23 protein-coding genes and 1 pseudogene are annotated in these 22,238 nt (G+C 65.6%); 10 read left to right on the top strand and 14 right to left on the bottom strand.

Features of this window, described 5'->3' with window-relative positions; translation table 11 throughout:
* Positions 1 to 100: 100 nt before the first annotated feature.
* A pseudogene (locus B7Y64_RS16915) lies at positions 101 to 490 on the top strand (substrate-binding domain-containing protein); the annotation flags it as partial.
* 97 nt (positions 491 to 587) lie between these two features.
* On the opposite strand, the gene B7Y64_RS16910 reads toward B7Y64_RS16915, so the two are convergent.
* From B7Y64_RS16910 to B7Y64_RS16870, 9 genes are all read right to left on the bottom strand, one after another.
* The gene (locus B7Y64_RS16910; RefSeq protein WP_291324665.1) at positions 588 to 971 is read right to left on the bottom strand and encodes a DoxX-like family protein; all 384 of its coding nucleotides are present in this window, start codon (positions 969 to 971) and stop codon (positions 588 to 590) included.
* Between the two features lie 31 nt (positions 972 to 1,002).
* Positions 1,003 to 2,133 (bottom strand): saccharopine dehydrogenase NADP-binding domain-containing protein, encoded by a 1,131-nt coding sequence (locus B7Y64_RS16905; protein ID WP_291324664.1) that lies wholly within the window; start codon positions 2,131 to 2,133, stop codon positions 1,003 to 1,005.
* A 27-nt stretch (positions 2,134 to 2,160) separates the two neighbouring features.
* A complete protein-coding gene (locus B7Y64_RS16900; protein ID WP_291324663.1) occupies positions 2,161 to 3,858 on the bottom strand; it encodes an EAL domain-containing protein in 1,698 nt (565 codons plus the stop codon).
* A 111-nt stretch (positions 3,859 to 3,969) separates the two neighbouring features.
* Positions 3,970 to 5,067 carry a molybdenum ABC transporter ATP-binding protein gene (modC, locus tag B7Y64_RS16895; protein ID WP_291324662.1) on the bottom strand — a complete coding sequence of 366 codons (1,098 nt, stop codon included), beginning with the start codon at positions 5,065 to 5,067 and terminating at the stop codon, positions 3,970 to 3,972.
* Positions 5,067 to 5,750, bottom strand: a complete 684-nt coding sequence (modB, locus tag B7Y64_RS16890) for a molybdate ABC transporter permease subunit (RefSeq protein WP_291324661.1) — start codon at positions 5,748 to 5,750, stop codon at positions 5,067 to 5,069. The genes modC and modB overlap by 1 nt, the downstream gene beginning before the upstream one ends.
* A gap of 152 nt (positions 5,751 to 5,902) precedes the next feature.
* Entirely contained in the window at positions 5,903 to 6,670 is a 768-nt protein-coding gene (gene modA, locus B7Y64_RS16885) for a molybdate ABC transporter substrate-binding protein (RefSeq protein ID WP_291324660.1), read from the bottom strand.
* A gap of 79 nt (positions 6,671 to 6,749) precedes the next feature.
* Positions 6,750 to 6,989: a DUF2798 domain-containing protein gene (locus B7Y64_RS16880; protein WP_291324659.1), complete on the bottom strand. Its 240-nt coding sequence runs from the start codon at positions 6,987 to 6,989 to the stop codon at positions 6,750 to 6,752.
* Entirely contained in the window at positions 6,986 to 7,585 is a 600-nt protein-coding gene (locus B7Y64_RS16875; RefSeq protein ID WP_291324658.1) for a flavodoxin family protein, read from the bottom strand. The genes B7Y64_RS16880 and B7Y64_RS16875 overlap by 4 nt, the downstream gene beginning before the upstream one ends.
* 49 nt (positions 7,586 to 7,634) lie before the next feature.
* On the bottom strand, positions 7,635 to 8,132 hold the full coding sequence (locus tag B7Y64_RS16870) for a DUF2938 domain-containing protein (RefSeq protein ID WP_291324657.1): 498 nt from the start codon (positions 8,130 to 8,132) through the stop codon (positions 7,635 to 7,637).
* Between the two features lie 82 nt (positions 8,133 to 8,214).
* Here B7Y64_RS16870 and B7Y64_RS16865 point away from each other — a divergent pair, with 82 nt between their 5' ends.
* Both B7Y64_RS16865 and B7Y64_RS16860 read left to right on the top strand, forming a co-directional pair.
* Complete coding sequence (locus B7Y64_RS16865; protein WP_291324656.1) at positions 8,215 to 8,658, top strand: helix-turn-helix domain-containing protein; 444 nt, start codon at positions 8,215 to 8,217, stop codon at positions 8,656 to 8,658.
* Positions 8,659 to 8,684: 26 nt separating this feature from the next.
* The gene (locus B7Y64_RS16860) at positions 8,685 to 9,515 is read left to right on the top strand and encodes a TOBE domain-containing protein (RefSeq protein ID WP_291324655.1); all 831 of its coding nucleotides are present in this window, start codon (positions 8,685 to 8,687) and stop codon (positions 9,513 to 9,515) included.
* Positions 9,516 to 9,668: 153 nt separating this feature from the next.
* Here the strand turns inward: B7Y64_RS16860 and B7Y64_RS16855 are convergent, their stop codons facing one another.
* The gene (locus B7Y64_RS16855; RefSeq protein ID WP_291324654.1) at positions 9,669 to 10,817 is read right to left on the bottom strand and encodes a helix-turn-helix domain-containing protein; all 1,149 of its coding nucleotides are present in this window, start codon (positions 10,815 to 10,817) and stop codon (positions 9,669 to 9,671) included.
* A 222-nt stretch (positions 10,818 to 11,039) separates the two neighbouring features.
* Between B7Y64_RS16855 and B7Y64_RS16850 the strand changes: the two genes are divergently transcribed.
* From B7Y64_RS16850 to B7Y64_RS16820, 7 genes are all read left to right on the top strand, one after another.
* A complete protein-coding gene (locus tag B7Y64_RS16850) occupies positions 11,040 to 11,510 on the top strand; it encodes a (2Fe-2S)-binding protein (RefSeq protein ID WP_291324653.1) in 471 nt (156 codons plus the stop codon).
* 46 nt (positions 11,511 to 11,556) lie between these two features.
* Complete coding sequence (locus B7Y64_RS16845) at positions 11,557 to 13,944, top strand: xanthine dehydrogenase family protein molybdopterin-binding subunit (RefSeq protein WP_291324652.1); 2,388 nt, start codon at positions 11,557 to 11,559, stop codon at positions 13,942 to 13,944.
* A gap of 11 nt (positions 13,945 to 13,955) precedes the next feature.
* The gene (locus B7Y64_RS16840) at positions 13,956 to 14,747 is read left to right on the top strand and encodes a xanthine dehydrogenase family protein subunit M (RefSeq protein ID WP_291324651.1); all 792 of its coding nucleotides are present in this window, start codon (positions 13,956 to 13,958) and stop codon (positions 14,745 to 14,747) included.
* Between the two features lie 232 nt (positions 14,748 to 14,979).
* The gene (locus B7Y64_RS16835; RefSeq protein ID WP_291324667.1) at positions 14,980 to 15,894 is read left to right on the top strand and encodes a MoxR family ATPase; all 915 of its coding nucleotides are present in this window, start codon (positions 14,980 to 14,982) and stop codon (positions 15,892 to 15,894) included.
* Positions 15,895 to 15,905: 11 nt separating this feature from the next.
* Entirely contained in the window at positions 15,906 to 17,129 is a 1,224-nt protein-coding gene (locus B7Y64_RS16830; protein ID WP_291324650.1) for a VWA domain-containing protein, read from the top strand.
* Positions 17,130 to 17,168: 39 nt separating this feature from the next.
* Positions 17,169 to 17,801 carry a CoxG family protein gene (locus B7Y64_RS16825; protein WP_291324649.1) on the top strand — a complete coding sequence of 211 codons (633 nt, stop codon included), beginning with the start codon at positions 17,169 to 17,171 and terminating at the stop codon, positions 17,799 to 17,801.
* 29 nt (positions 17,802 to 17,830) lie between these two features.
* The gene (locus B7Y64_RS16820; protein ID WP_291324648.1) at positions 17,831 to 18,910 is read left to right on the top strand and encodes an XdhC family protein; all 1,080 of its coding nucleotides are present in this window, start codon (positions 17,831 to 17,833) and stop codon (positions 18,908 to 18,910) included.
* Between the two features lie 2 nt (positions 18,911 to 18,912).
* Here B7Y64_RS16820 and B7Y64_RS16815 read toward each other — a convergent pair whose 3' ends face one another.
* The 4 genes from B7Y64_RS16815 to B7Y64_RS16800 form a co-directional block, all read right to left on the bottom strand.
* On the bottom strand, positions 18,913 to 19,434 hold the full coding sequence (locus B7Y64_RS16815) for a low molecular weight protein-tyrosine-phosphatase (protein ID WP_291324647.1): 522 nt from the start codon (positions 19,432 to 19,434) through the stop codon (positions 18,913 to 18,915).
* Positions 19,435 to 19,454: 20 nt separating this feature from the next.
* On the bottom strand, positions 19,455 to 20,144 hold the full coding sequence (locus B7Y64_RS16810; RefSeq protein ID WP_291324646.1) for a glutathione S-transferase: 690 nt from the start codon (positions 20,142 to 20,144) through the stop codon (positions 19,455 to 19,457).
* Positions 20,145 to 20,306: 162 nt separating this feature from the next.
* Complete coding sequence (locus B7Y64_RS16805; protein WP_291324645.1) at positions 20,307 to 20,477, bottom strand: hypothetical protein; 171 nt, start codon at positions 20,475 to 20,477, stop codon at positions 20,307 to 20,309.
* Positions 20,478 to 20,562: 85 nt separating this feature from the next.
* Complete coding sequence (locus tag B7Y64_RS16800; protein ID WP_291324666.1) at positions 20,563 to 21,450, bottom strand: transglutaminase family protein; 888 nt, start codon at positions 21,448 to 21,450, stop codon at positions 20,563 to 20,565.
* Positions 21,451 to 22,238 lie beyond the last annotated feature (788 nt).

The following is a 22,238-nucleotide window of genomic DNA, read 5'->3' as shown; positions in this document are numbered from 1 at the left end:
AGGAAAGTCAATGAAATCAACGATCTACCAACACCACCTCCGCGCCAGTGCTAGCTTTTCGTACCGTCACTTATTGCACTGAAAACGAGGAGACCCCAAGGCCGACCCCTCGGGCGACTACGCCTGGGCGATGTTTCGCAGGGCCGATGCCGTGCAGCCCGGCGCCTATGCGTTGCTGGATGCCAAGGCCTTGAAGTTGACGGGCGGTGCCGATTCCCCCAAACCTCCCGCAGGCCAGGGCACCTACGCCTGGGTCATGGACCAACGCCAGGCCGATGTGTTTTTGACCTACTGCACCAATGCCGTCGCCGCGAAGGCCGAGGTGCCCCGTTTGCGCGTCGTGCAGTTGCCCGCGTCGTTGCAAGTGGGGGCTGCCTATGGGCTGACCGTGCGCTCCGGTGCACCCGCCGCCGCGCAGGCATTTGCCCGGGCATTGCAGGAGCCTGCGGCGCAAGCGGTGTTGCAGCGGCTGGGGTTTGGGGCGCCCTGACCGGCAGAAGTGCCGGGAGAGTTTTTGGCCATGCCCCTCTGTTGCCGGGCGCGACGATGGGTGTGCGTGTGCGGCTAGCTGAGCGAACAGTGCAGGCTCATGGCTGCGCGCGGGCTTCGTCTTGCAGCAGCACCAGCAAGATGGCCGCCATCGGCAGGTTCTTGGTCAGCGGGCCCAGCGGGTGCAGCCACCAGGCCGGGTCGACAAAGGTGGCCAGCAGGGTCGTCACACCCAGCAATACCAATGCAGCCCAGTAGGCGGCGCGGCCGGGTCGCCAGGCCACCCACAGCCCCAGCAGGGCGTTGGCTGCGGCGCCGCTGAGGATGAGGGCGGTGGCCAGGTGCGGATCGCTCCAGGCGGTGGGCAGGCTGACCAGCAAGTCGCGGCTTTGCCCGCGCAGCTCCACCACGCTGACGATGGCCGTGGCCAGCCACACAAACACGAGGCTCAATCGCAGCAGTTGGCGGGCGGCGGGGTTCATGGTGTTGGAGGATTTGTCGTTGTTTGATGCATTACACCGCTTCCTCCAGCGTATCCGTCACCATGCCCCATCGGGCGAACTCGGGCGCAAACGCCGAAATGGGCAACTGGCTGGTGCTGGTGTGCGCGCCAATGGGCAAAGCCTGCCCGGCGGCCAGTTGCCGCGCCAGCAGGACCGCTGCCATGCACGGGATTTCGGGGCCGTGGTCGTTGTCGGCTGCAATGTGCCAGGCGCGGCGCCGTGGCTGGCCCTGCGCATCGGTGCCTGCTACACGCACCACCATGCCCCCCAGCCCGGTGCCCATGAAGTCCAGCACGCCACCGGTGTGGTGCATCAGCGCGGCCAGCTTTTCGGGGTGTGGCAGCACGCCCCAGTGGCGCAGCGCGGCGATGGCGGCAAAGCTACGTTGTGCCAGCCCTACCTCTAGCGCAGCGCGGAAGGTCACGCGGTCGCGGGCGCGGTAGTGCGCGGGAAACAGCTCCAGATCCGGGATGTCGCACACCGCGCCCAATCGGGGCCGCAGCCGGTGGAAGTGCACCCGGGTGGGCCGCGCCCAGCCGCGTTGTGGCTGCCAGCGGCCGTCTTGCCACACGTTGATCGGCAGACCGCAGTAACTCAGCACGGCTGCCAGGGTGGCCTGCCCGCGGGGCGCGCGTTGTGCGGGGGCAATGCAAATGTCCACACTGTCGATGTGTTGCCAGCCTGCGCACAGATGGTCCACCACGGCAGACGACAGCGCTGGCACGGTGCTGGCACCGGTGATGGCCGTGCGCTGCGCTGCCACGAAATGCGCATGCAGGGCGGCCGGGAAGTCGCACACAAACCGGCGGCCATCGGCCAGGTCGATGTAGTGCGCACCGGCCTCGGCAGCGGCCTGCGCCACACCATAGGCCTGTGCCTGAAACGGCCCCGCCGTGTGAATCACCAGGCCCACATCCAGCGAGCGCAGCCGGTCTGCCAGGCCCGGGGCCTGGTGGTCCAGCGCAACACCTTGTGCGCCGTGGTGCAGTGTGGCGGCCAGCGCTTGGGCGCGGCTGGCATCCCGGCCCGCCACCAGCAGCGCAATGGGGTGGTGGCTGGCGGGGTCGCCCGCCAGGCCGCGGCAGATGCGGGTGCCAAAGTTGCCATAGCCACCAAGGACCAGTGTTTTGAGGGTTGTCACAGATGTCGGAAGTCGGGTGGTGGTGGGTCAGGCGCGGGGCGCCCAGGGCACGGGGGGCAGGGCGGGCGCGTGTACTGCGTGGCTCGTCTGTGCCGTGCGGGGCGCGTGCGGTGTGGCCTGCAGCGCTGCGCGTTGGGCGGGCATCTGCGTGCGGTGCCATTGCGGAACCTCACGGGCCGGCATGGGTCGGCTGAACACATAGCCCTGAATGCTGTGCAGCCCCACGGACGCCAGGGTTTGCAGTTCTTCCACGGTCTCGACGCCTTCGACCACCACCGACAAACCAAACTCCTGCGCCAGCGCAGCCACATGCCGCAGCAGCGACTGCCGACGCCGGTCTTGCGCGAGCTGGCGCACAAACAGGCGGTCACACTTGATGCCTGCAATCGGCAGATCGGCCAGCATGCCCAGCGAGGAATACCCTGCGCCAAAGTCATCCATCAGCACAGCCACGCCCATGGCGCTGAGGTCGTGGATGGCGGCCACCATCTGCGAACCCAGGGCAATGATGGCGTGCTCCGTCATCTCCAGCTTCAGCATGCGGGCGGGCAGCGCCCGCTGGGCCAGTTCGTCGCGCAGCCAAGGCGCAAAGTGGTCGTCCAGCAGCGTGACGGGCGCCACGTTCACGCTGATCGATGCGTCATGCAGGCCCGCTGTTTTCCATGCTTGCACGCAATCGAGCGCGTTGCGCAAGATCATGCGGTCTACCTCGGCGGTTTTGCCCTGCAGCTCGCACACCAGCAAAAAGGTTTCTGGGTTGATGTTGCCCAGTGTTTTGTCCGTGAGGCGCAGCAGCGCCTCAAACTGCACGCCGCGCCGCTCGAAATCCACAATGGGCTGAAAGTGCAGCGCCAGGCGGTGCGGCTGCAGCAGCGTGTGCAAGTGGTCGGCAATGAGGGACAGCTCCATGTCGCGCTCGGCGGTCTGCGACATGTTGGACACCCGCATCATCGACAGCCCCCGGCGCAGCAGCTGCTGGCGGCCAGCGTCCCACCGCATGTTGCTCAGCTGCTCCATGGACACCGCGATGGCAAACACCAGCACGATGACCATGAGCGCGATGCCGTCCGATTCGCCTTTCGGGTCACCCAGTTGCAGGGGAAAGGTGTTGACCAGCAGCCAGTGCAGCAACAAGATGGCGGCGCCACACAGCAGCTTGTCTTGCCAGGATTGCTGCCTGAAGTGCGGCGTGAGCACGCTGAGCTTGGCCGAGCGGTGGCGCACCGAGGTGTAGGTGGCCAAGCCCACGGCCGTGGCCATGGACAACACAATGGCCAGCCAGTTCACCTGCGCAAAGCTGTGCACATGGCCGCGTGTGACCGTGAAGTGCGCGGCCAACATGCCCGCGGCCAGCCACACCCCGGCAGACACAATGCGCCGTTTGCTGGCGCTGGTGCTGAGCGTGGGAATGGTGAAACGCGCGCTGATGGCCATGATGAGCAGACCGCTGAGCGCGGGCACCAGCTCCAGCACATGGTGCGCCAGCTCTGCATACATGAAGAGGCCCACCACATCCAGCGCCCACACGATGCAGCCAATACACAGTGCCGCGTGCGACGCGCTGATGCGCCGACTGGAGGGGTCTACCGAATAGGCCGTGTGTTCCACCAACCGCTGGCACACATGTACCACCAGGGAGGCGAACACCCAGAACAACAGACTCTGAAGCAGTGGCGGGAACGCCACCCCGAACGCCTGCGTAGCGTCCTGCCAGATTGAAACCATGTCCACACACTCCCACCCTTGTTTTGGCGGTGATCATACGACCGAAGGGGAGCGCTATTTCTTACAAAAAGGCCCGTGGGCCGTGCGCTGCGACCACGCAAAAACGGCCGTTCAGTTCACGACGGCAATGCCTTTGATCTGTGCGAACACCCGCTTGCCAGGGACGAGCCCCAGCGCCTGTACGGAGCGCTGGGTCACCCGCGCCAGCAGCCGTGTGGCCCCCACATCCAGCGCCACCATCAGCTGCCCGGGGCTGTCTTCACTGAGCGCCACCACCGTGGCAGGCAAGACGTTGAGGATGCTGCTGTCGCAGGGTGCTGTCAGTGCCAGGCTGACGTCCCGGGCTTGTACCCGCAGCCGAATGATTTCTCCCGCCGCGCGCGCCGTGGGGCTGACCAGCAACAACTGCCCGCCGCTGAACGCCACCGTGGTGATGTGGTCAAGCGCATCGTGTTGCTGCACCGTGCCTTCAATCACCGTGGCGGCGGTGTCGCCATGGGCCAGGGGCAGGTCCAGGCGCACGATCAGTGCATCGGTGCGTCCTTGGGCCAGCACGCGGCCCTCCTGCATCAGCACCATGTGCTCGGCCAGGCGTGCCACTTCATCGATGGCATGGCTCACGTACAGCAGGGGGATGTCGAGGCTGTGGTGCAGCCGCTCCAGGTAGGGCAGCACCTCGGCCTTGCGCGGGGCGTCCAGAGCGGCCAGGGGCTCGTCCATCAGCAGCAGGCGGGGGCTGGTGGCCAGTGCGCGGGCCATGGCCACACGTTGGCGTTCACCGCCCGACAAGGCCTCTGGTTTGCGGTCCATCAGGTGGCCGATGCCCAGCAATTCCACCGCCTGCTCCAGCGCCACCTTGCGGCGTGCGGGGGGCGTGCGTTTCAGGCCGTAGTCGATGTTGCCGCGTACGCTCAAATGATCGAACAGGCTGGCTTCCTGGAACACATAGCCCAGCGCCCGCTCGTGCGTGGCGCGCCAGATGCGCTGCGCGTCGTCCTGCCACACGTCTGCGTTGACCACCACACGCCCGGGTTGCGCACGTTCCAAGCCTGCAATAGCGCGCAAGCAGGTGGTTTTGCCGCAACCCGAGGGGCCGAACAGCGCAGTCACGCCACGGCCGGGCAACTCCAGGTTGACGTCCAGCGTGAAGCCCTTGCGCACTAGGGTCAGCTGTGCCGTGATCTGCGCGAATGGGGGGATGGCTGCCATCACTGCACCATCGACGGAACTCTGCGGCGGCTGAGGTTCAGGCCCAGCAGCACCACAAACGAAAACACCACCATGCCCCCGGCCAGCCAGTGCGCTTGTGTGTATTCGAGCGCCTCCACATGGTCGTAGATTTGCACCGACACCACACGCGTCACGCCGGGGATGTTGCCGCCCAGCATGAGCACCACACCAAACTCCCCCACCGTGTGCGCAAAACTCAGAATGGCAGCCGTGATGAAGCCCGGGCGCGCCAGCGGCAGCGCCACGGTAAAGAAGCGGTCCAGCGGCCCCGCGCCCAGCGTGGCCGCGGCCTCCAGCGGGCGCTGGCCGATGGCCTCGAACGCGTGTTGCAGCGGTTGCACGGCAAAGGGCAGCGAATAAATCAGCGAGCCCACCACCAGCCCCCAAAAGGTGAAAGGCAGCGTGCCCAGCCCCAGCCACTGCGTGAACTGACCCAGCGGTCCGTTGGGGCCCAGGGTGACCAGCAGGTAAAACCCGATGACCGTGGGCGGCAGCACCAGCGGCAGCGCCACCACGGCCGACACCGGCCCGCGCCAGCGTGAAGGCGTGTGCGCCAGCCACCAGGCCAGCGGAGTGCACAACACCAGTAACAACACCATGGTGGTGCCCGCCAGCCGCAGCGTGAGACCAATGGCAGCGAGATCGGCGCTGGAAAAAGGCATAGGCGGTTGAATGGGTCTTATGTATTTAGAAGCGCTTCCAGGCGGCTGATACAACTCAGCGCAGCGGTCCTGGCTAGGCGCTCCGTCGCAGACAGTACTGAAAGTACGGCAAGACGGAGCAACGACGCCAGGAGAGTTTTAGCAGTCGCCCATTAAAAACTGTAGCCGTAGGACTTGATGATTGCCTTGGCCTTGTCGCCCTTGAGGTACTGCATCAGCGCCGCTGCAGCCGCATTGCCCTTGGCCGTCTCCAGCAAGGCAGCGTCCTGTCGGATGGGCTCATGCATATCTGAGGGCACTTGCCACGCCGAGCCCTGGCTGATTTTGCCGTCCACCATCACCTGTGACAGGGCGACAAAACCCAGTTGCGCATTGCCGGTGGCCACGAACTGATAGGTCTGCGCAATGTTCTCGCCTTGCACCAGACGCGGCTGCAGCGCGGCGGCTACGCCCAGCTTGTCCATGACCTGCGTGGCGGCCATGCCATAGGGCGCCAGTTTGGGGTTGGCGATGGCCAGGTGCTTGAAGTTACCGGTCTTGAGCACGGCGCCCTGCGCTTCCACAGTGCCTTCCTTGGCGCTCCACAGTACCAGCGTGCCGATGGCATAGGTGAAGCGGGAGTTGGGCACTACCTTGCCTTCGCGCTCCAGCTTGGCGGGCGTGGTGTCGTCGGCCGCCAGCAGGATTTGGAAAGGAGCCCCGTGGGTGATCTGCGCGTAGAACTTGCCGGTGGCGCCGAACGACAGCTCGGCTTTGTGGCCCGTGTCCGCCTCGAACGCCGCGGCGATCTTCTGCATGGGTGCCGTGAAGTTGGCGGCCACTGCGACGGAAACGGTGTCGGCGTGGGCGACATTCAGCGCGGCCCCTGCGATGACAGCGCAGGCAAAGGGTCGGATCAAAAGGTCTGCGCGATAGGGCATGGTGGCTGGGCGTGAAACCGCTATTCGTTTATGGAATAGCGAGAGTATAGGCACGCGTGTGACACGTGCCATTTATTGACTACCCATCCACCGCCACGATGCGTGCGACGACTTTGCGGGCCAGCGGCGCTGCCAGCATCACCGCTGGAAACGCGAACAGCCACCCCGTGAGCCATGCACCCGCCCATAAGCCCCATAAGCCCCAAAAGCCCTGGTCCACCGGCACGGCACGAAAAGTGGAGATGCCGGACACCAAGAGAGACATCACGCCCGACAGGATGAAGCTGAACAGCACGGGGCCGTAGCGGGCGGGGATCATGCAGCCACCGCCTCAGCGGGTTGGTGTGCCGCCACACCGCCCAGGCGCTGCAAGGTCTCTGCGAAATGCCGGCCGAACATTCGGGCGGTTTTGGTATCTCCCGGCACAAACGCATCCGCTGCCGCCCCATGGCCCGCCTGCGCCATCAGGCCCGACCAGGAGCCCAGCCGGTTGGCGGCTTCGTCATACGGAACCCCGGCGTGCTGCTCGGGCAGGATGGGGTTGCCCACCCACACCATGCCGTGCTGCATGGCAAACACCCACATCGACAGCAGCGTGGACTGCTTGTCGCCCGAGGGCAGCGACGACACCGTGAAGCCTGCCGCAAGCTTGTTCTTGAGCTGTTGCGTTTTCCACAGCCGCCCCGTGGCGTCCATGAAGGTCTTGAACGGCCCGGACACGCCGCCCAGATACGTGGGCGAGCCCAGGATGACGCCGTCGTAGCGCAGCAGATCGTCGGGCGTGTGGGCCAGATCCTGCGCCTGCAAAAGTTCGGCCCGCACGCCGGGGACGCCTTGGGCACCCTCCAGAACGTGGGCGGCGATGTGCGCGGTGTGCCCGTGGGCGCTGTGATAAATGATGGCGATTTTTTTCATGCTGTGATTTCCGTTGGGGTGATTTCTGGAGACAAAACGCAAAGAGACGTCATCGCGAAACCAGTGCGATGGCGAGCGCGGACAGATAGAGGCCGATGCCAAAAACGGTGTGGTTGGCCAGGCTGCGCAGGCAGTTCTTGAGCGGCGTGGGAGTGCGCGATGCCGCAAACCCCGCGCCCATGGCCGGTTGCATCACCAGCAGCGGCGCTGCCATGGTGCAGATGCCCAAGGCCATTGCGGGCAGCAAGGTGGGGCTGTGCAACCAGTCCACCCCTTGAATGCCGACCAGCAGGGTGGCGAAGACCATGCCCACGGCGTAGTGCGTGAACCAGCCCCAGGCCAGTTCGCCCCGGATGGGGGCTGACTTGGCGATGGCCACATGGGCGAACTGGCCTTGGAAAAGATGCCCCACCCAGCGGCCGATGAAAGCGAAGTTGAGCGTGGGGACGCCCAGGCTTTTCAGCAGCACAAGCCAAGCGTCCATGACCGCGGTGGCGCCGATGCCGATCAGCATCGCGAGGGGAATGTCTTGCAGTGGGAGTGTCATCAAAGCACCTCGAAAAGTTGACGGAAGAACGTTTTGAAGTGAATATAGAAGTTCAAGTCAACTTGAAGTCAAGAGGTTTTTGATGGACATTGCTGAAGTGGCAAAACGCTCGGGTCTGCGCGCTTCCACCCTGCGCTACTACGAGGAAAAGGGGCTGGTGCGCTCGGTGGGGCAGCCCGGCGAGCGCCGCCGTTTTGCGCCTGGGGTGCTCGATCAGCTGGCGTTGATTGCGCTGGGGCAGTCGGCGGGTTTTTCGCTGGATGACATCCGGGCCATGTTTCTGCCCAGTGGCGAGCCCAGCATCGACCGGCAACTGCTCGCAGCCAAGGCCGATGAACTGGACACCATGGTCAAACGCTTGAAGGCGATGAGCAATGGTCTGCGGCACGCAGCAGCCTGCCCGGCCGAAAGCCATGCGCAGTGCCCCTCATTTCAGCGGCTGCTGAAGGCGGCAGCTGCGGGGGCGCTGGAGCGCCAGCAGAAGCTGGCAAAGCCTGTCACGGGGCTGCGCCGGAAGGCGGTGTGAAGGGAGCGCTGAGGCATCATCCGCGCATGCCTGTTTCTCTTTCTCTCACGGATGCGCTGGGTCATGCCCTGGCCGACAAACGCATCGACATCCTGCGCCAGATCGGTGCCTGTGGCTCCATCTCGCAGGCTGCGCGGGCTGTGGGCGTTAGCTATAAGGCCGCGTGGCAGGCGGTGGACACGCTCACCAATCTGGCGGGTACGCCGTTGGTCGCGCGGGCCGTGGGTGGGGCGGGCGGCGGCGGAGCGCAGCTGACCGAGGCGGGGCACCAGCTGTTGGCAGCGGCCGATGCGATGGCGCAGGCGCGCGGGGCCGTGCTGTCGCGCTGGCAGGCCACGCCGCACGCAGGGCCCGCGCTGGCGCGGCTGGCGGTGCGCACCAGCATGCGCAACCAGTTGCCGTGTGTGGTGGATCGGTTGGTGGTGCAAGGGCCGTTGGTGTGGGTGCATCTGCGCTTGGGGTTGGGGGATGTGGGTGCGGGGGGCGCGGAGGGGGACAAGCCCGCCGCGCTGGCGTCGCGCATCACGCTCGAAAGTGCAGAGCTGCTGGGCCTGCAGCCGGGCCTAGCGGTGCAGGCGTTGTGCAAGGCCACGGCGGTGCGGGTAGAGCGCCGTGAGCGCGGGGCGTCTGCCACCGCCGCCATGCCACCCCTGGCGGCGCCTGCTGGCACCCACCGCTTGCCTGCCAAGGCCACACGCGTGGTGCGCGGCGAAGCGGGCGACGAGGTGTCTGCCGAGCTGGCGGGGGGCTTGCAGATGGTGGGGTTTGCAGCGCCGGGCAGCGGGCTGCGTGCGGGCAGTTCGGTGGAGCTGGTGGTGGAAGACAACGCCGTGGTGCTGGCCCTGGTGGACGGCTGATTCGCGCCGAGAAGCGTGGTGCGTCGGCCTCGCGGTGCACGGTTGCCCTTTCCTGTCGTGGCAATGAAATACTACTAAATCAATAGCTGCTAGCGCTTATCCATCAAGCGCTAGAGGCACTTTTGGCTCATATTTTCGACGCAGATGCCTGTCCTAACCCTTCGGAGCCCCCAGCTTGCGGTACACCGTGGCGCGGCTGATGCCCAGCGCGCGGGCCGCTTCGGCCACGTTGCCCCGGGCGTCCTGCACGGCCTGGCGGATCAAGGCGGTTTCGGCTTCGCGCAGCGGGGCTGCCACGGTCGATGTGCCGGGGATGGCGCGCGCTACCGCCACCGTGGGGCCTCCGATAGGGGTGCGTGCGGGGGCTGGCAGCAGTGCCAGTGCCTGCAGGCGCAGGCCCGACCACAGCGGTAAATCCAGCGGCTGCGCCGGGTGCCGCCGGGCCGCATCGAACAACATCGTCCACGGCATGGCCAGCAAGTCGCTGCAGTGGGTGGGTGCACCCGCAATGCGCAGCGGCTGGGGCACCAACTGGCGGGCCATGCTGTTGGCGCCCACCACCACACCGTCGCCATCCAGTGTCAGCAGGCCATCGCCTTCGCCACCCAGGGGGCAGCCGGGCCAGTTGATGCGCAGGAGCAGGGCATGGGGCAGTTGCAGCAGCAGGGCGTCTTCCATGGCCCGGGCCGACCGGGCCACGAGGTGGCGCAACTCGGGCCGCTCGGGCACATCCACACCGGTCAGGTCCAGCATGCCCACGCACTGGCCCTGCGGGTCGAACAGCGGTGCGCCCGCGCAGCTGTAGCTGCTGTTGTCGTCAAAGAAATGTTCACCCCGGTGCAGCCACACCGGCTGCAGCTCGGCCAGCGCCGCACCGATGGCGGTGGTGCCCACAGCCGCTTCCGACAGGTCGATACCTACGCGGCCGATGGCGCTGGCGCGCGGGTCGCTCCGGTCGCAATGGCCCTGCACATCGACCACGATGCCGCGCGCGTCGGTCAGCATGGCGAAGTAGCGCATGCCGGCAATGGCGCGGGTCAGCTGCTCCAGCACCGGCCGGGCCGCGCGCAGCAGGTGGTGGTGCTGCTCCTGGCTGAGGCGCAGCGCCGTGGCGCTGACGGCGTCAAACGCCACGCGCCGCGTGGGCTCCAGGCCCCGCGCCAGGCAGCGCTGCCAGGACCGCGCAATCCACGGCTCCACCTCGGCGCGCACGGGCGCTGCACCGTCGGACAGCAGGCTCTGGCGCGCCTGCGCAATCAGCGCGTGGCGGTCAGCAGCGGGGTGGGGCGCGGAGATCAGCATGGTTAACAGGCTCCAGAACATTCACATCATGCGCCGGTGTGCACTGCAGCATGTTTCATTTTGAGAATATCCAGCCAAGGTCCCCGGAAATTAAGGGTTGTCCCTGAGGATGAGGCGGGGAGCCCGGCTGAAGATGCGTGAGCGATGAGCGTGTCCTCGATCCCCTCCGCAGGGTCGTGAGCGCGCTCCTATCCAGCCAGAACCACTCCAGGAGACAGCCAGATGCAAGTACAGTTCACGGTCAACGGGCGCGCTGCCAGTGTTGATGTCCCTCCCAATACCCTGCTTGTCCATGCGCTGCGAGAGCACCTCATGCTCACCGGCACCCATGTGGGTTGCGACACCAGCCAGTGCGGGGCGTGCACGGTGCATGTGAACGGTCGGGCTGTGAAGTCCTGCGCCATGCTGGCCGCGCAGGCGCAGGGCGCCGACATCCTCACCATCGAAGGCATGGCGTCGGAAGACGGCACCATGCACCCCATGCAGGCGGCGTTCAAGGAGTGCCATGGCCTGCAGTGCGGCTTCTGCACGCCGGGCATGGTGATGAGCGCGGTGGACCTGTGCAACAGCCACCCCAACGCCAGCGAAGGCGAGATCCGCGAGCTGCTCGAAGGCAACATCTGCCGCTGTACCGGCTACCAGAACATCGTGCGCGCAGTGCAGGTCGGCCAGAAGGCCATGGCCGGCGCCTGAGCGCGCCCACAGTCCCCACGCCAGAACAATCCAAGGAGACAAGACCATGGGTGCATCCGACTTTTCCAAGCTGCCGCACATCGGCGAATCGCTCAAGCGCAAGGAAGACTACCGCTTCCTGACCGGCGCAGGCCAGTACACCGACGACGTGGTGCTGGCCGCGCAAAGCCATGCCGTGTTCGTGCGCTCGCCGCACGCCCACGCCAAGATCAACGGCATCAACATTGACGCCGCCAAGGCCGCGCCCGGCGTGCTGGGGGTGTTCACCGGTGCCGATGTGGCTGCAGACAACATCAACGGCCTGCCTTGTGGCTGGCTCATCACCAGCACCAACGGCGAACCCATGAAGGAGCCGCCGCACCCCATCCTGGCCCAGGGCAAGGTGCGCTATGTGGGCGACCATGTGGCCATGGTGGTGGCGCTGACCCAGCAGCAGGCGCGCGATGCGGCCGAGCTGGTGGAGGTGGACTATGACGTGCTGCCCGCCGTGGTCAATGTGGCCGACGCCGCATCGGGTGCCGTGGCCGGTGCGGCGCTGCACGACATCGCGCCCGACAACCACTGCTTCAAGTGGGCCATCGGCGACAAGGGTGGTGTGGACGCAGCGTTTGCCAATGCGGCGCACGTCACCCAGCTCGACCTGATCAACAACCGCCTGATCCCCAACGCCATGGAACCGCGTGCCGCCATCGGCAGCTACAACCGTGCGAGCGACGAATACACGCTGTACGTCAGCAACCAGAACCCGCACGTCGAGCGCCTGCTGATGACGGCGTTTGTGATGGGCCTGCCCGAGCACAAGGTGCGCGTGATTGCGCCTGACGTGGGCGGTGGCTTCGGCTCCAAGATCTATCTGTACGCTGAGGACGTGTGCCTGACCTGGGCCTCCAAAAAGCTCAACCGCAACATCAAGTGGGTGGCCGACCGCAGCGAGTCCTTTGTGTCGGACGCGCATGGCCGCGACCACGTGAGCCATGCCGAAATGGCGATGGACAAAGATGGCAAGTTTTTGGCCATGCGGGTACACACCCACGCCAACGTGGGCGCGTATCTGAGCACCTTTGCCAGCGCCGTGCCCACCATCCTGTACGCCACGCTGCTGGCGGGCCAGTACAGCACGCCCCAGGTGTATGCGGAGGTGGATTCATGGTTCACCCACACCGCACCGGTGGACGCCTACCGGGGCGCAGGCCGTCCTGAGGCCACCTACCTGGTGGAGCGCCTGGTCACCCGCTGCGCGTGGGAGATGGGACTGCCGCAGGACGAGATCCGCCGCCGCAACTTCATCACGACATTTCCGTACCAGACGCCCGTGGCGCTGCAGTACGACACGGGCGACTTCAACGCCTGCATGGATGGCGCCAACAAACTGGCCGATGTGGCCGGGTTTGAGCAGCGCAAGGCTGCCAGCGCTGCCAAGGGGTTGCTGCGGGGCATCGGCTATTCGTCGTACATCGAGGCCTGCGGCATTGCGCCGTCGAACATCGCCGGGGCCTTGGGCGCGCGCGCAGGTCTGTTTGAATGCGGCGAGGTGCGCGTGCACCCCACGGGCAGCGTGACGGTGTTCACCGGCTCGCACAGCCATGGCCAGGGGCACGAGACGACCTTTGCGCAGGTGGTGGCCGCGCGCCTGGGCATCCCGGTGGAGAACGTGGACATCGTGCACGGCGACACGGGCCGCGTGCCGTTTGGCATGGGCACTTATGGGTCGCGCTCCATCAGCGTGGGCGGCGCGGCCATCATGAAGGCGCTGGACAAGATCGAGGCCAAGGCCAAGAAGATTGCCGCGCACCTGATGGAAGCGAGCGACGCCGATATCGACTTTGCCAACGGCGAATTCACGGTGCGAGGCACCGACAAGAAGGTCCCGTTCGGCCAGGTGTCGCTGGCGGCCTATGTGCCGCACAACTACCCGCTGGATGTGCTGGAGCCGGGCCTGAACGAAACCGCGTTCTACGACCCGACCAACTTCACCTTCCCCGCGGGCACCTACATCTGCGAGGTGGAGATTGACCCGGCCACTGGCAGCACGCGCGTGGACAAGTTCACGGCCGTGGACGACTTCGGCACCATCATCAACCCCATGATCGTGGAGGGTCAGGTGCATGGCGGCCTGGTGCAAGGCATCGGCCAGGCGCTGATGGAAAACTGCGTGTACGACCGCGAAACCGGCCAGCTGCTCACCGGCAGCTTCATGGACTACGCCATGCCGCGTGCCGATGACTTCCCCGAGTTCAAGCTGGGCCATGTGTGTACCCCCTGCACGCACAACCCGCTGGGTACCAAAGGCTGCGGCGAGGCGGGGGCCATTGGCTCTCCACCGGCGGTGATCAATGCGGTGCTGGATGCCCTGCGCCCGCTGGGGGTTAAAGAGTTCGACATGCCCGCATCGCCACACCGTGTGTGGGAAGCGATTCAGAGTGCCAAAGCCTGAGGAGAACCAGCATGTACGCATTCACCTTTGAAAATCCCTCCTCCACCGCCGCCGCTGCACAGCTCATCGCCCAGGGCGGCAAGCTGCTGGCCGGTGGCCAAAGCCTGCTGCCGTCGATGCGGCTGCGCCTGGCCAACCCCGAGAAGATCGTTGACCTCAACAACATCCCCGAGCTGGCGGGCATCCGCCGCGAGGGCAACGCGCTGGTCATCGGCGCCATGACGCGCCACATGGACGTGGCCAACAGCGCCGATGTCAAGGCCGCCATCCCCGCACTGGCCGACCTGGCCGCGCACATCGGCGACCGCCAGGTGCGCGCACGCGGCACGCTGGGTGGTTCGGTGGCCAACAACGACCCGGCCGCCTGCTACCCCAGCGCCGTGCTGGGCCTGGGCGCTACGGTCATCACCAACCAGCGTGAAATCAAGGCGGATGATTTCTTTGTGGGCATGTACACCACGGCGCTGGAAGAGGGCGAGATCATCACCGCCATCCGCTTCCCCATCCCGAAGCGTGCGGCCTACCTCAAGTTCAAGCAGGCGGCGTCGCGCTTCTCCCTGGTGGGCGTGTTTGTAGCGCAGACCGATGGCGGCGTGCGCGTGGCTATCACGGGCGCTGCCAGCAGCGTGTTCCGGCATGCGGGGCTGGAGGCAGCGCTGAACCAGAGCTTTACGGCGCAGTCCGCTGCGGCGGTGAAGATTGATGCGAGCGACCTGAACGCTGATATTCATGCCAGCGCGGCGTATCGCGCCAACCTGATCAGCGTGCAGACGCAAAGGGCCGTGGCGCAGATGCTGGGTTGAGATCCGCAGGTCGGGTGAGCGCAGCGTAAGCCGACATTGCTGCGCCACTCGTTCCGCGGGTGTCGGATTACGCCCTGCGGGCTAGCCCGACCTATGGGGCGGCTAGGCCAGTTGCAATCACCTTGGGTGGCATGCAAAGTTAATTTTTGAATGAAATTGGCCTCTAGCGCTTATTTATCAAGCGCTAGTAGCTATAAAAAACATAGTAATGAACGTTTCCCCTCCTGCGCCCATGACTGCGCCCGCGCTGTCCTCCATCGACGCCCTGGTGTTGGCCTTGCAGGGCGTGGGCTACTTTGCTGACCGGCGGCTGGCCACGGCTGTGTTCCTGGCGCTCAAGCTGCAGCGCCCGCTGCTGCTGGAGGGTGAGCCTGGTGTTGGCAAGACGGCGCTGGCTAAGGCCTTGGGCGAGGTGCTTGAGCGCAGTCTGATCCGCCTGCAGTGCTACGACGGACTGGAGCAGCGCGAGGCACTGTACGAATGGAACTACGCCGCCCAGTTGTTGCATATGCGTGCCGCGGAAGGCAAAGGCAGTGCCGACATGGCGCAGGTCGAGCGCGAGGTGTACCAGGACCGCTTCCTTATTCGTCGCCCGCTGCTGCAAGCCCTGCAGGCGCCAGCGCCTGGTGCAGTGCTGCTGATCGACGAGGTGGACCGCGCCGATGAGCCCTTCGAGGCGTTTTTGCTCGAATACCTGGGCGAGTACCAGGTGAGCATTCCCGAGATCGGCACCGTGCGCGCCACGGCCACGCCGGTCACCCTCCTCACCAGCAACCGCACGCGCGACCTGCACGACGCCGTCAAGCGCCGCTGCCTGTACCACTGGCTGGACTACCCCGACCGCGAGCGCGAACTGGCCATCGTGCGCGCCCAGGTGCCGGATGCCAGCGCGGCCTTGGCCACCCAGGTGGCGGATTTTGTGGGCCGCCTGCGCAGCCAGCCGTTTGCCAACGCCTTCCAGCGCGCGCCAGGCATCGCCGAAAGTGTGGAGTGGGCCAAGGCGCTGGTCGCGCTCGACACCATCGTGGTGGACCCCGAAGTGGTGTCTGACACCGCAGGCATCCTGTTCAAGCAGCGCGAGGATGTGGCGGCGCTCACGCGCGACATGGCGGTGCAGCTGCTGCAGCCTGCCGAGACGGATGCGTGAAGGCTCGCGCCATGGCTGAGGGCAAGACGTTCTCCCAACTGGGCGACGCCCGCACCGGCAAGCTGGCAGACAACCTGAGCGGCTTTGGCCGTACCCTGCGCCGTGCAGGTGTGCCCGTGGATGCCGCCCGCATGGCGCTGGCCCAGCAGGCCGTGATGCTGGTAGGCGTAGGGCGTGAGGATTTCAGCGCTGCATTGGAGGCCGTGCTGGTCAGCCGCGAGCAAGACCGTTTGGTGTTCCGCGAGCTGTTTGACGCGTACTTTCGCAACCCCAACGTGGCGCAAAAGCTGCTGGCGCAGATGCTGCCCAGCGCCGAATCCAAGGCAGAGCCCGCCAAGCGCCGCCCGCGCGTGAGCGAGGCCCTGGCCCCCGTGCGTGCCGCGCGCAACGCGCCCCCGCCGCGCGAGGAAGAGAAGATCGATTTCGACGCCGCCATGACGGCCAGCGACCTGCAGCGCCTGCGCCACGCCGACTTCAATCAGCTTTCGGCCAGCGAATACCTGCTGGTGGAGCGCCTGGCGCGCGAGGTGCCCTTGCCCCTGCCGCGCTATGCAGCCCGCCGCACCCGGCCCGGTGTGCGCGGCAGCCGCCCGCACTGGCCTGGCGCCATGCACCATGCGGCGCGCAATGGGGGCGAGGTGTTGCGCATCCCGCTGCTGCAGCGGCGCCAGCAACCGCTGCCGCTGCTGGTGCTGGTGGATGTGTCGGGGTCGATGGAGCGCTACGCGCGGCTGCTGCTGGCGTTTTTACACGCCGCGACCGCACCGCGTCACACCGGCGCTGCAGGTGGGGCCGTGCGCCGCGACGTGTTTGCGTTTGGCACCGGCCTGACCGACCTCACACCAGCCTTTCGCCTGGCCGACACTGACGCCATGCTGCAGATGGCCAGCCATTCCATCAACGACTTTGCAGGCGGCACCCGCATGGGCGACAGCCTGGCGCAGCTGCGTTTGCAACATGCCCGGCGGCTGGTGGGGCGGCGCACGCTGGTGCTGCTGATCAGCGACGGGCTGGACACAGGCACGCCCGAGGTGCTGGCGCAGGAGCTGGGCTGGCTGCGCCGCCACTGTGGCCGGCTGCTGTGGCTCAACCCGCTGCTGCGATTTGAGGGCTACGCCCCTACGGCACGCGGCGCAGCCGAGCTGCACCGCCAGGCCCATGGCATGGTGGCCGTGCACAACCTGAGCCGTCTGCAGGATCTGGCCGCCAGCCTGGCGGCCGTGCTGCGGCAGTGACCGATTTCAGAAATAACCAGACAACATAAGGAACCCACCATGGAAATGCAAGCCAGCCGAACCCTTGCCGTCAGCCAGCAACAGGCCTGGGAGGCACTCAACGACCCCGAGGTGCTCAAGCTGTGCATTCCCGGCTGCGACAAGGTCGAGCCCACGGGCGAGAACCAGTACTCGGTGGCCATGGCGCTCAAGATCGGGCCCGTGTCCGCCAAGTTCGCGGGCAAGATCACGCTGTCCGACATCGTGCCGCCCGAGAGCTACAACATTGCCTTTGACGGCTCCGGTGGCGTGGCGGGCTTTGGCAAGGGCAATGCCCAGGTCAAGCTGGTGCCGCTGCCCGCCGATGCGGCCGGGCAGGCCAGCTGCGAGCTGCACTACACCGTGCACGCCTCGGTGGGCGGCAAGATCGCGCAGCTGGGCCAGCGCCTCATCGACGGCGCCGCCAAAAGCATGGCCGAAGACTTCTTCAAGCGGTTTGATGACGAGATGCAGCGCCGCTTTCCGCGCGCTGAAGCCCCCCCTGCAGATGCAGCGGCCGGTGCCGATGCCATCACCGAGCCAGGCACAGTGGACGGGGGCAGCGCCACCCAGGGTGCGGGTATCCCCGTGTGGGTGTGGGGTGTTGGCGTGGCGGCCCTAGTATTGCTGGCCTGGTGGTTCAATCGGGGCTGAGTGCTATGGGTACCGGAAGGAAGTGAGTCATGGAAAATTTGGACGTCGTCGTACTGCGCACGCTGCAGGGCTGGCGGGCCGCAGGGCGCCGCGCGCTGCTGGCCACGGTGGTGCGCACGTGGGGATCGTCGCCCCGGCCCGTGGGCTCGATCATGGCGCTGTGCGAAGACGGCGCTGTGGTGGGTTCGGTGTCGGGCGGGTGCATCGAGGACGACCTGATCGACCGCCACACCCGCGCCTATGCGCAGGCGGGCGCGGCGGCAGACAGTACACACCACCGCATCCCCAGCGGGCCGCCATCGTTCGTCAAATACGGCATCAGCGCCGACGAAGCCCATCGCTTTGGCCTGCCCTGCGGTGGCACGCTGGAGCTGCTGCTCGAATACGACCCCGACCCCACCCTGCTGGCCGAGTTGATTGCCCAGCTGGCCGCCGGGCGCCTGGTGCAGCGCACCGTGCGCCTGTCCGATGGCGCCGTGACCTTGGCGCCCACCCAGGCGCCTGAAGACCTGGTGGTGGATGCACTGCAGCTCACCAACACCTTCGGGCCCGAGTACCGCATGCTGCTCATCGGCGCGGGGCAGCTCACCGAGTACCTGGCCACCATGGCCTTGTTCAACGGCTTTGCGGTGACGGTGTGCGACCCGCGCGAGGAATACCGTGGCAGCTGGAACGTGCCCGCCGCCGCGGTGGTGAGTGACATGCCCGACGATGTGGTGTTGGCCTTCAAGCCTGACCGGCGCAGTTGCGTGGTGGCCCTCACACACGACCCCAAGCTCGATGACCTGGCGCTGCTGGAGGCGCTCAACACCGACGCGTTCTATGTGGGCGGCATCGGATCGCGCCGCAACAACGAGGCGCGCCGCGCCCGCATGATCGAACATTTCGACCAGACCGAGGAAAGCCTGGCGCGCCTGCGGGGGCCGATTGGCATCTACATCGGCAGCAAGACACCGCCCGAGATTGCGGTGAGCGTGATGGCGGAAATTCTGGCCGTCAAAAACGGCGTGACCCTGCCGCGCGACATGGAAGTGGCCCAGGCCAAGAATGACCGGGAGCTGGCGCACAACGAGCCGGGTGTGCTGGTGTGTGGGGTGCGCGCGGCTTAGTTCTACAGCGGCTGGGCCCGCGGTTTGCCGCGCAAAAATAACTGTTGCCGTACGTGGTGCAGCAGCCCTTCGCAGGCGTCTTCCACCAGGTCCAGCACCTCTTCAAACCCGGTGGCCCCGCCGTAGTACGGGTCGGGCACCACGGGGCTGTCGAACTGTTGGCAGAACTCGGTCATGCGGCGCAGCTTGTGGGCGTGTTCGGGCGGGCAAAGGTCTTGCGCCAATGCAAGGTTGTCCCAGTCCATGGCCAGGATCAGGTCGTGCTGCCCAAAGTCCCTGGTCAGCATCTGCCGTGCGCGCAGGTTGGACAGGTCGTAGCCCCGTTGCGCAGCGTGGCGTTGGCTGCGGTCATCCGGCGCCTTGCCGGGGTGGTAGTTGTGCGTACCCGCCGAGTCCACGCGCACCTGGTCGGCCAAACCACTGTGAACCACTTTGTGCCGGAACACGCCGTGGGCCGTGGGGCTGCGGCAGATGTTGCCCATGCACACAAAAAGCACGGAGTAGGTGGCGATGCGCCCCTGCATGTCTTTGTTGCAGGCAGTGCTCAGGCCGACATCACCACCGGGCCACCCTTGGCAATGCCGCGCTGGTAGGCGGGACGCGCCTCCATGCGCTGTTTGTAGGCCTGCAGGTTGGGGCACGCACCGGCCTTGCTGGCGCGTGACAGGGCGGCCTCCACCGCAAAGCTCATCTGAAAATCCGCCATGGTGAGGTACTCACCCGCAAACCAGCGGTGCGGGCCCAGGTGTTTTTCCATGAAGTCGAGCGCGGTGTTCACGTTCGGGTCAATCACCTTTTCTTGCACCTTGTCGCACAGCGCCTTGGCAATCGGCTTGACAAAGAATGGCATGGGCTGGGTGGGGATGGTCATGAACACCAGTTTCATCACCAGCCAGTTCATGAGCGAGCCTTCGGCGTAGTGCATCCAGAATCGGCACTGGCGGTACTCCGGCGTGCGCGGTGCGGGTTGCAGATGGGCTAGATCACCACTTGCCTGCGCGCCGTAGGTTTCCACCAAGTATTCGATGATCGCGCCGGACTCGGCGATCACTTCATCGCCATCGGTGATCACGGGCGACTTGCCTAGCGGATGGATCTTCTTGAGCGCGGGCGGGGCCAGTTTGGTGGCCTTGTCGCGCTGGTAGATCTTGAGCTCGTAGGACAGGCCCAGTTCTTCGAGCAGCCAGAGGACGCGCTGCGAGCGCGAGGTTTCAAGGTGGTGGACGGTGATCATGCGCGCATCTTAGGCGCTGTTGCAGGGCCCGCGAGGACATAGCCTGATGCCCGCGTGACCGGGTCCATGCCCGTGCCAGCGTGGCGCACCAAGCAAAAAAAGCCCTCTCGCGAGGGCTTTTTTGCAGGGGCCGACCGCAGCCAGCCCGTGGCGATCTGGCGATCAGCCGCCCTTCTTGGAGCGCTTGCCAGGGTTCTTCTTGCTGCGGGTTGCAACACCGCGCTCCAGGCTCACGCGCTGGCCACGGCCTGCAGTGCGCAGGCTGAAACCGGGCAGGGGCTTGGGTTGGGGGGTGTGCTTGCGGTCTGCTTCGGTGACGATCTTGTTGCCCATGGTAGGTCTCTGAGATAGTGGAAAAAAGAGTGATATTAGGCCACACCCGGGTTGTTGAACGGTTGGCCCGTCTTTTGGCTGCCCTTTACGGCGCTATAAAACCTGCGGCGACGCCCGCACCGTGGTCGGTAGACAGCGCCTGCGTGCAATGGCGAGGCAACTCAAAACCACGGGCAGCGTCTTGAATGGCTCTGGTGCGGATGACGGGCGGTTTGGCCCAAACGCCGCCAAAGATGGTGGCAAACGCAACATCTGCCGCATCGCGACCCACGCCAAAACGCAGCAAGCCCATGGGAATGGCTGTGCCCGAAGGGTCAAAGATGTACCAGCGGTCGCCCAGGTACACCTCGACGTACGCATGAAAGTCGGGTGGGCCGAGTGCCGGGTCGGCGCCAAAGTCTGTGCCTGTGGTGAAACGGGCCGGTATGTTGATGGCGCGGCACAAGGCAATCATCAAATGGGCAAAGTCGCGGCACACGCCGACTTGCTCGACCAGGGTGTCTACCGCCGAGGTGTTCGAGTTGGATGTGTTGGACGTGAACGCCACGTGCTTCTGCACCCAGTCGCAGATGGCCTGTACGCGGCTGTGCCCCTGCCAAAGCGCCCCGAACTCGTTGGTCGCAAGGCGCAGCAATCGGTCGGATTGGCAGTAGCGGCTGGGGTAGATGTAACCCATCACCTCTTGCGGCAGTCGGCGTACGGGGACTTCTGCCAGTTGAGTGGGGTCGATGCGGTAATGGTTGATGTCTACGGTTGCCGAATACGACAGCTCCAACGTGCCGGGTTCGCCATGAAGCCGCAGGTACCGATTGCCGGTCGCCGGGTCGGTGTGCACCTGGTGTGCAATGGGCTGGTTGATGACCAATCGCTCTGCGCTCACCGACTGGTTGGGGGTTTGCGCCGCGTGGATGTTGAACACAAAGTCCGCACCGTATTGGTCCACCTCATAGCTCAGGTCAATCTGCAGCTCCATGCGTACGCGGTCATGGGACGGCTGGGCCGCCGTTGTTTGCTGCGCAGGGTAGGCTGCAGGTGGCGCGGTGGGGTTGCGGGCGGTTGTCGTTGAGGGAGGGCTTTGCGTGGTTGCCATGGGCATGTCCTTGGGGCGGTGCCTGCCGGGGCATCCGGCACAGCAGCGTGGCTTCAGGATAGTTGATGGTTCCGTCCTGGATGTAGGCAAACGGCCCGGTGGATTGACCGCCAACAACCCAAGCGTTTTGGCGCTACGGCGCTGCCTGCATCTTGCCAATGCACCTGGGTAGGTTGGCTACGCAGAAACTGCCAGACGCGCCAACACTTCTGTTTTGCCACTGCGGTCCGCCCGCAGGATCAACGCCTCACCTGAACCGGTGTTGGTGTCGGCCAGGTCGGACAGCACAAACATGTGGGTGAACCACACTTCAAACCGACCGGTCTTTGATGTCGCCGCAGTCAGCGCCGCGCGCAGCTCGCGCAGATGACCAGCGCTGGTGGTCTCCGGACTGCCCCGTGGTGACCCAAGCGCTGGCCAGGTTTCGGGTGTGCCAAATGCCAGCGTGGCACTGTCCACGCAGCGGCACCAGGGGCTCGACAGGACCTTATCGGGTTGGGGTCTCCTCGTTTTCAGTGCAATAAGTGACGGTACGCAAAGCTAGCACTGGCGCGGAGGTGGTGTTGGTAGATCGTTGATTTCATTGACTTTCCTGTTCGCTTTGTAAACGGGTATGGTGGCCTCCCACTTTTGAGGTTCACGATGCAGGGTTGGCACACAACGTTTTTGGG

The organism is Acidovorax sp. 35-64-16, from assembly GCF_002281195.1.
Classification (GTDB): Bacteria; Pseudomonadota; Gammaproteobacteria; order Burkholderiales; family Burkholderiaceae_C; genus Acidovorax; species Acidovorax defluvii.
This window is presented reverse-complemented; position numbering and strand designations above follow the sequence as displayed.

What these genes read in the sequence shown, in the direction of transcription:
- B7Y64_RS16900 (WP_291324663.1), bottom strand. Translation starts at nt 3,858, where the DNA reads ATGGTTTCAATCTGGCAGGACGCTACGCAGGCGTTCGGGGTGGCGTTC.
- modB (WP_291324661.1), bottom strand. Translation starts at nt 5,750, where the DNA reads ATGCCTTTTTCCAGCGCCGATCTCGCTGCCATTGGTCTCACGCTGCGG.
- B7Y64_RS16870 (WP_291324657.1), bottom strand. Translation starts at nt 8,132, where the DNA reads ATGACACTCCCACTGCAAGACATTCCCCTCGCGATGCTGATCGGCATC.
- modC (WP_291324662.1), bottom strand. Translation starts at nt 5,067, where the DNA reads ATGGCAGCCATCCCCCCATTCGCGCAGATCACGGCACAGCTGACCCTA.
- B7Y64_RS16875 (WP_291324658.1), bottom strand. Translation starts at nt 7,585, where the DNA reads ATGAAAAAAATCGCCATCATTTATCACAGCGCCCACGGGCACACCGCG.
- B7Y64_RS16880 (WP_291324659.1), bottom strand. Translation starts at nt 6,989, where the DNA reads ATGATCCCCGCCCGCTACGGCCCCGTGCTGTTCAGCTTCATCCTGTCG.
- B7Y64_RS16850 (WP_291324653.1), top strand. Translation starts at nt 11,040, where the DNA reads ATGCAAGTACAGTTCACGGTCAACGGGCGCGCTGCCAGTGTTGATGTC.
- B7Y64_RS16835 (WP_291324667.1), top strand. Translation starts at nt 14,980, where the DNA reads ATGACTGCGCCCGCGCTGTCCTCCATCGACGCCCTGGTGTTGGCCTTG.
- B7Y64_RS16830 (WP_291324650.1), top strand. Translation starts at nt 15,906, where the DNA reads ATGGCTGAGGGCAAGACGTTCTCCCAACTGGGCGACGCCCGCACCGGC.
- B7Y64_RS16820 (WP_291324648.1), top strand. Translation starts at nt 17,831, where the DNA reads ATGGAAAATTTGGACGTCGTCGTACTGCGCACGCTGCAGGGCTGGCGG.
- modA (WP_291324660.1), bottom strand. Translation starts at nt 6,670, where the DNA reads ATGCCCTATCGCGCAGACCTTTTGATCCGACCCTTTGCCTGCGCTGTC.
- B7Y64_RS16805 (WP_291324645.1), bottom strand. Translation starts at nt 20,477, where the DNA reads ATGGGCAACAAGATCGTCACCGAAGCAGACCGCAAGCACACCCCCCAA.
- B7Y64_RS16910 (WP_291324665.1), bottom strand. Translation starts at nt 971, where the DNA reads ATGAACCCCGCCGCCCGCCAACTGCTGCGATTGAGCCTCGTGTTTGTG.
- B7Y64_RS16815 (WP_291324647.1), bottom strand. Translation starts at nt 19,434, where the DNA reads ATGCAGGGGCGCATCGCCACCTACTCCGTGCTTTTTGTGTGCATGGGC.
- B7Y64_RS16860 (WP_291324655.1), top strand. Translation starts at nt 8,685, where the DNA reads ATGCCTGTTTCTCTTTCTCTCACGGATGCGCTGGGTCATGCCCTGGCC.
- B7Y64_RS16840 (WP_291324651.1), top strand. Translation starts at nt 13,956, where the DNA reads ATGTACGCATTCACCTTTGAAAATCCCTCCTCCACCGCCGCCGCTGCA.
- B7Y64_RS16865 (WP_291324656.1), top strand. Translation starts at nt 8,215, where the DNA reads ATGGACATTGCTGAAGTGGCAAAACGCTCGGGTCTGCGCGCTTCCACC.
- B7Y64_RS16810 (WP_291324646.1), bottom strand. Translation starts at nt 20,144, where the DNA reads ATGATCACCGTCCACCACCTTGAAACCTCGCGCTCGCAGCGCGTCCTC.
- B7Y64_RS16845 (WP_291324652.1), top strand. Translation starts at nt 11,557, where the DNA reads ATGGGTGCATCCGACTTTTCCAAGCTGCCGCACATCGGCGAATCGCTC.
- B7Y64_RS16825 (WP_291324649.1), top strand. Translation starts at nt 17,169, where the DNA reads ATGGAAATGCAAGCCAGCCGAACCCTTGCCGTCAGCCAGCAACAGGCC.
- B7Y64_RS16855 (WP_291324654.1), bottom strand. Translation starts at nt 10,817, where the DNA reads ATGCTGATCTCCGCGCCCCACCCCGCTGCTGACCGCCACGCGCTGATT.
- B7Y64_RS16800 (WP_291324666.1), bottom strand. Translation starts at nt 21,450, where the DNA reads ATGGAGCTGCAGATTGACCTGAGCTATGAGGTGGACCAATACGGTGCG.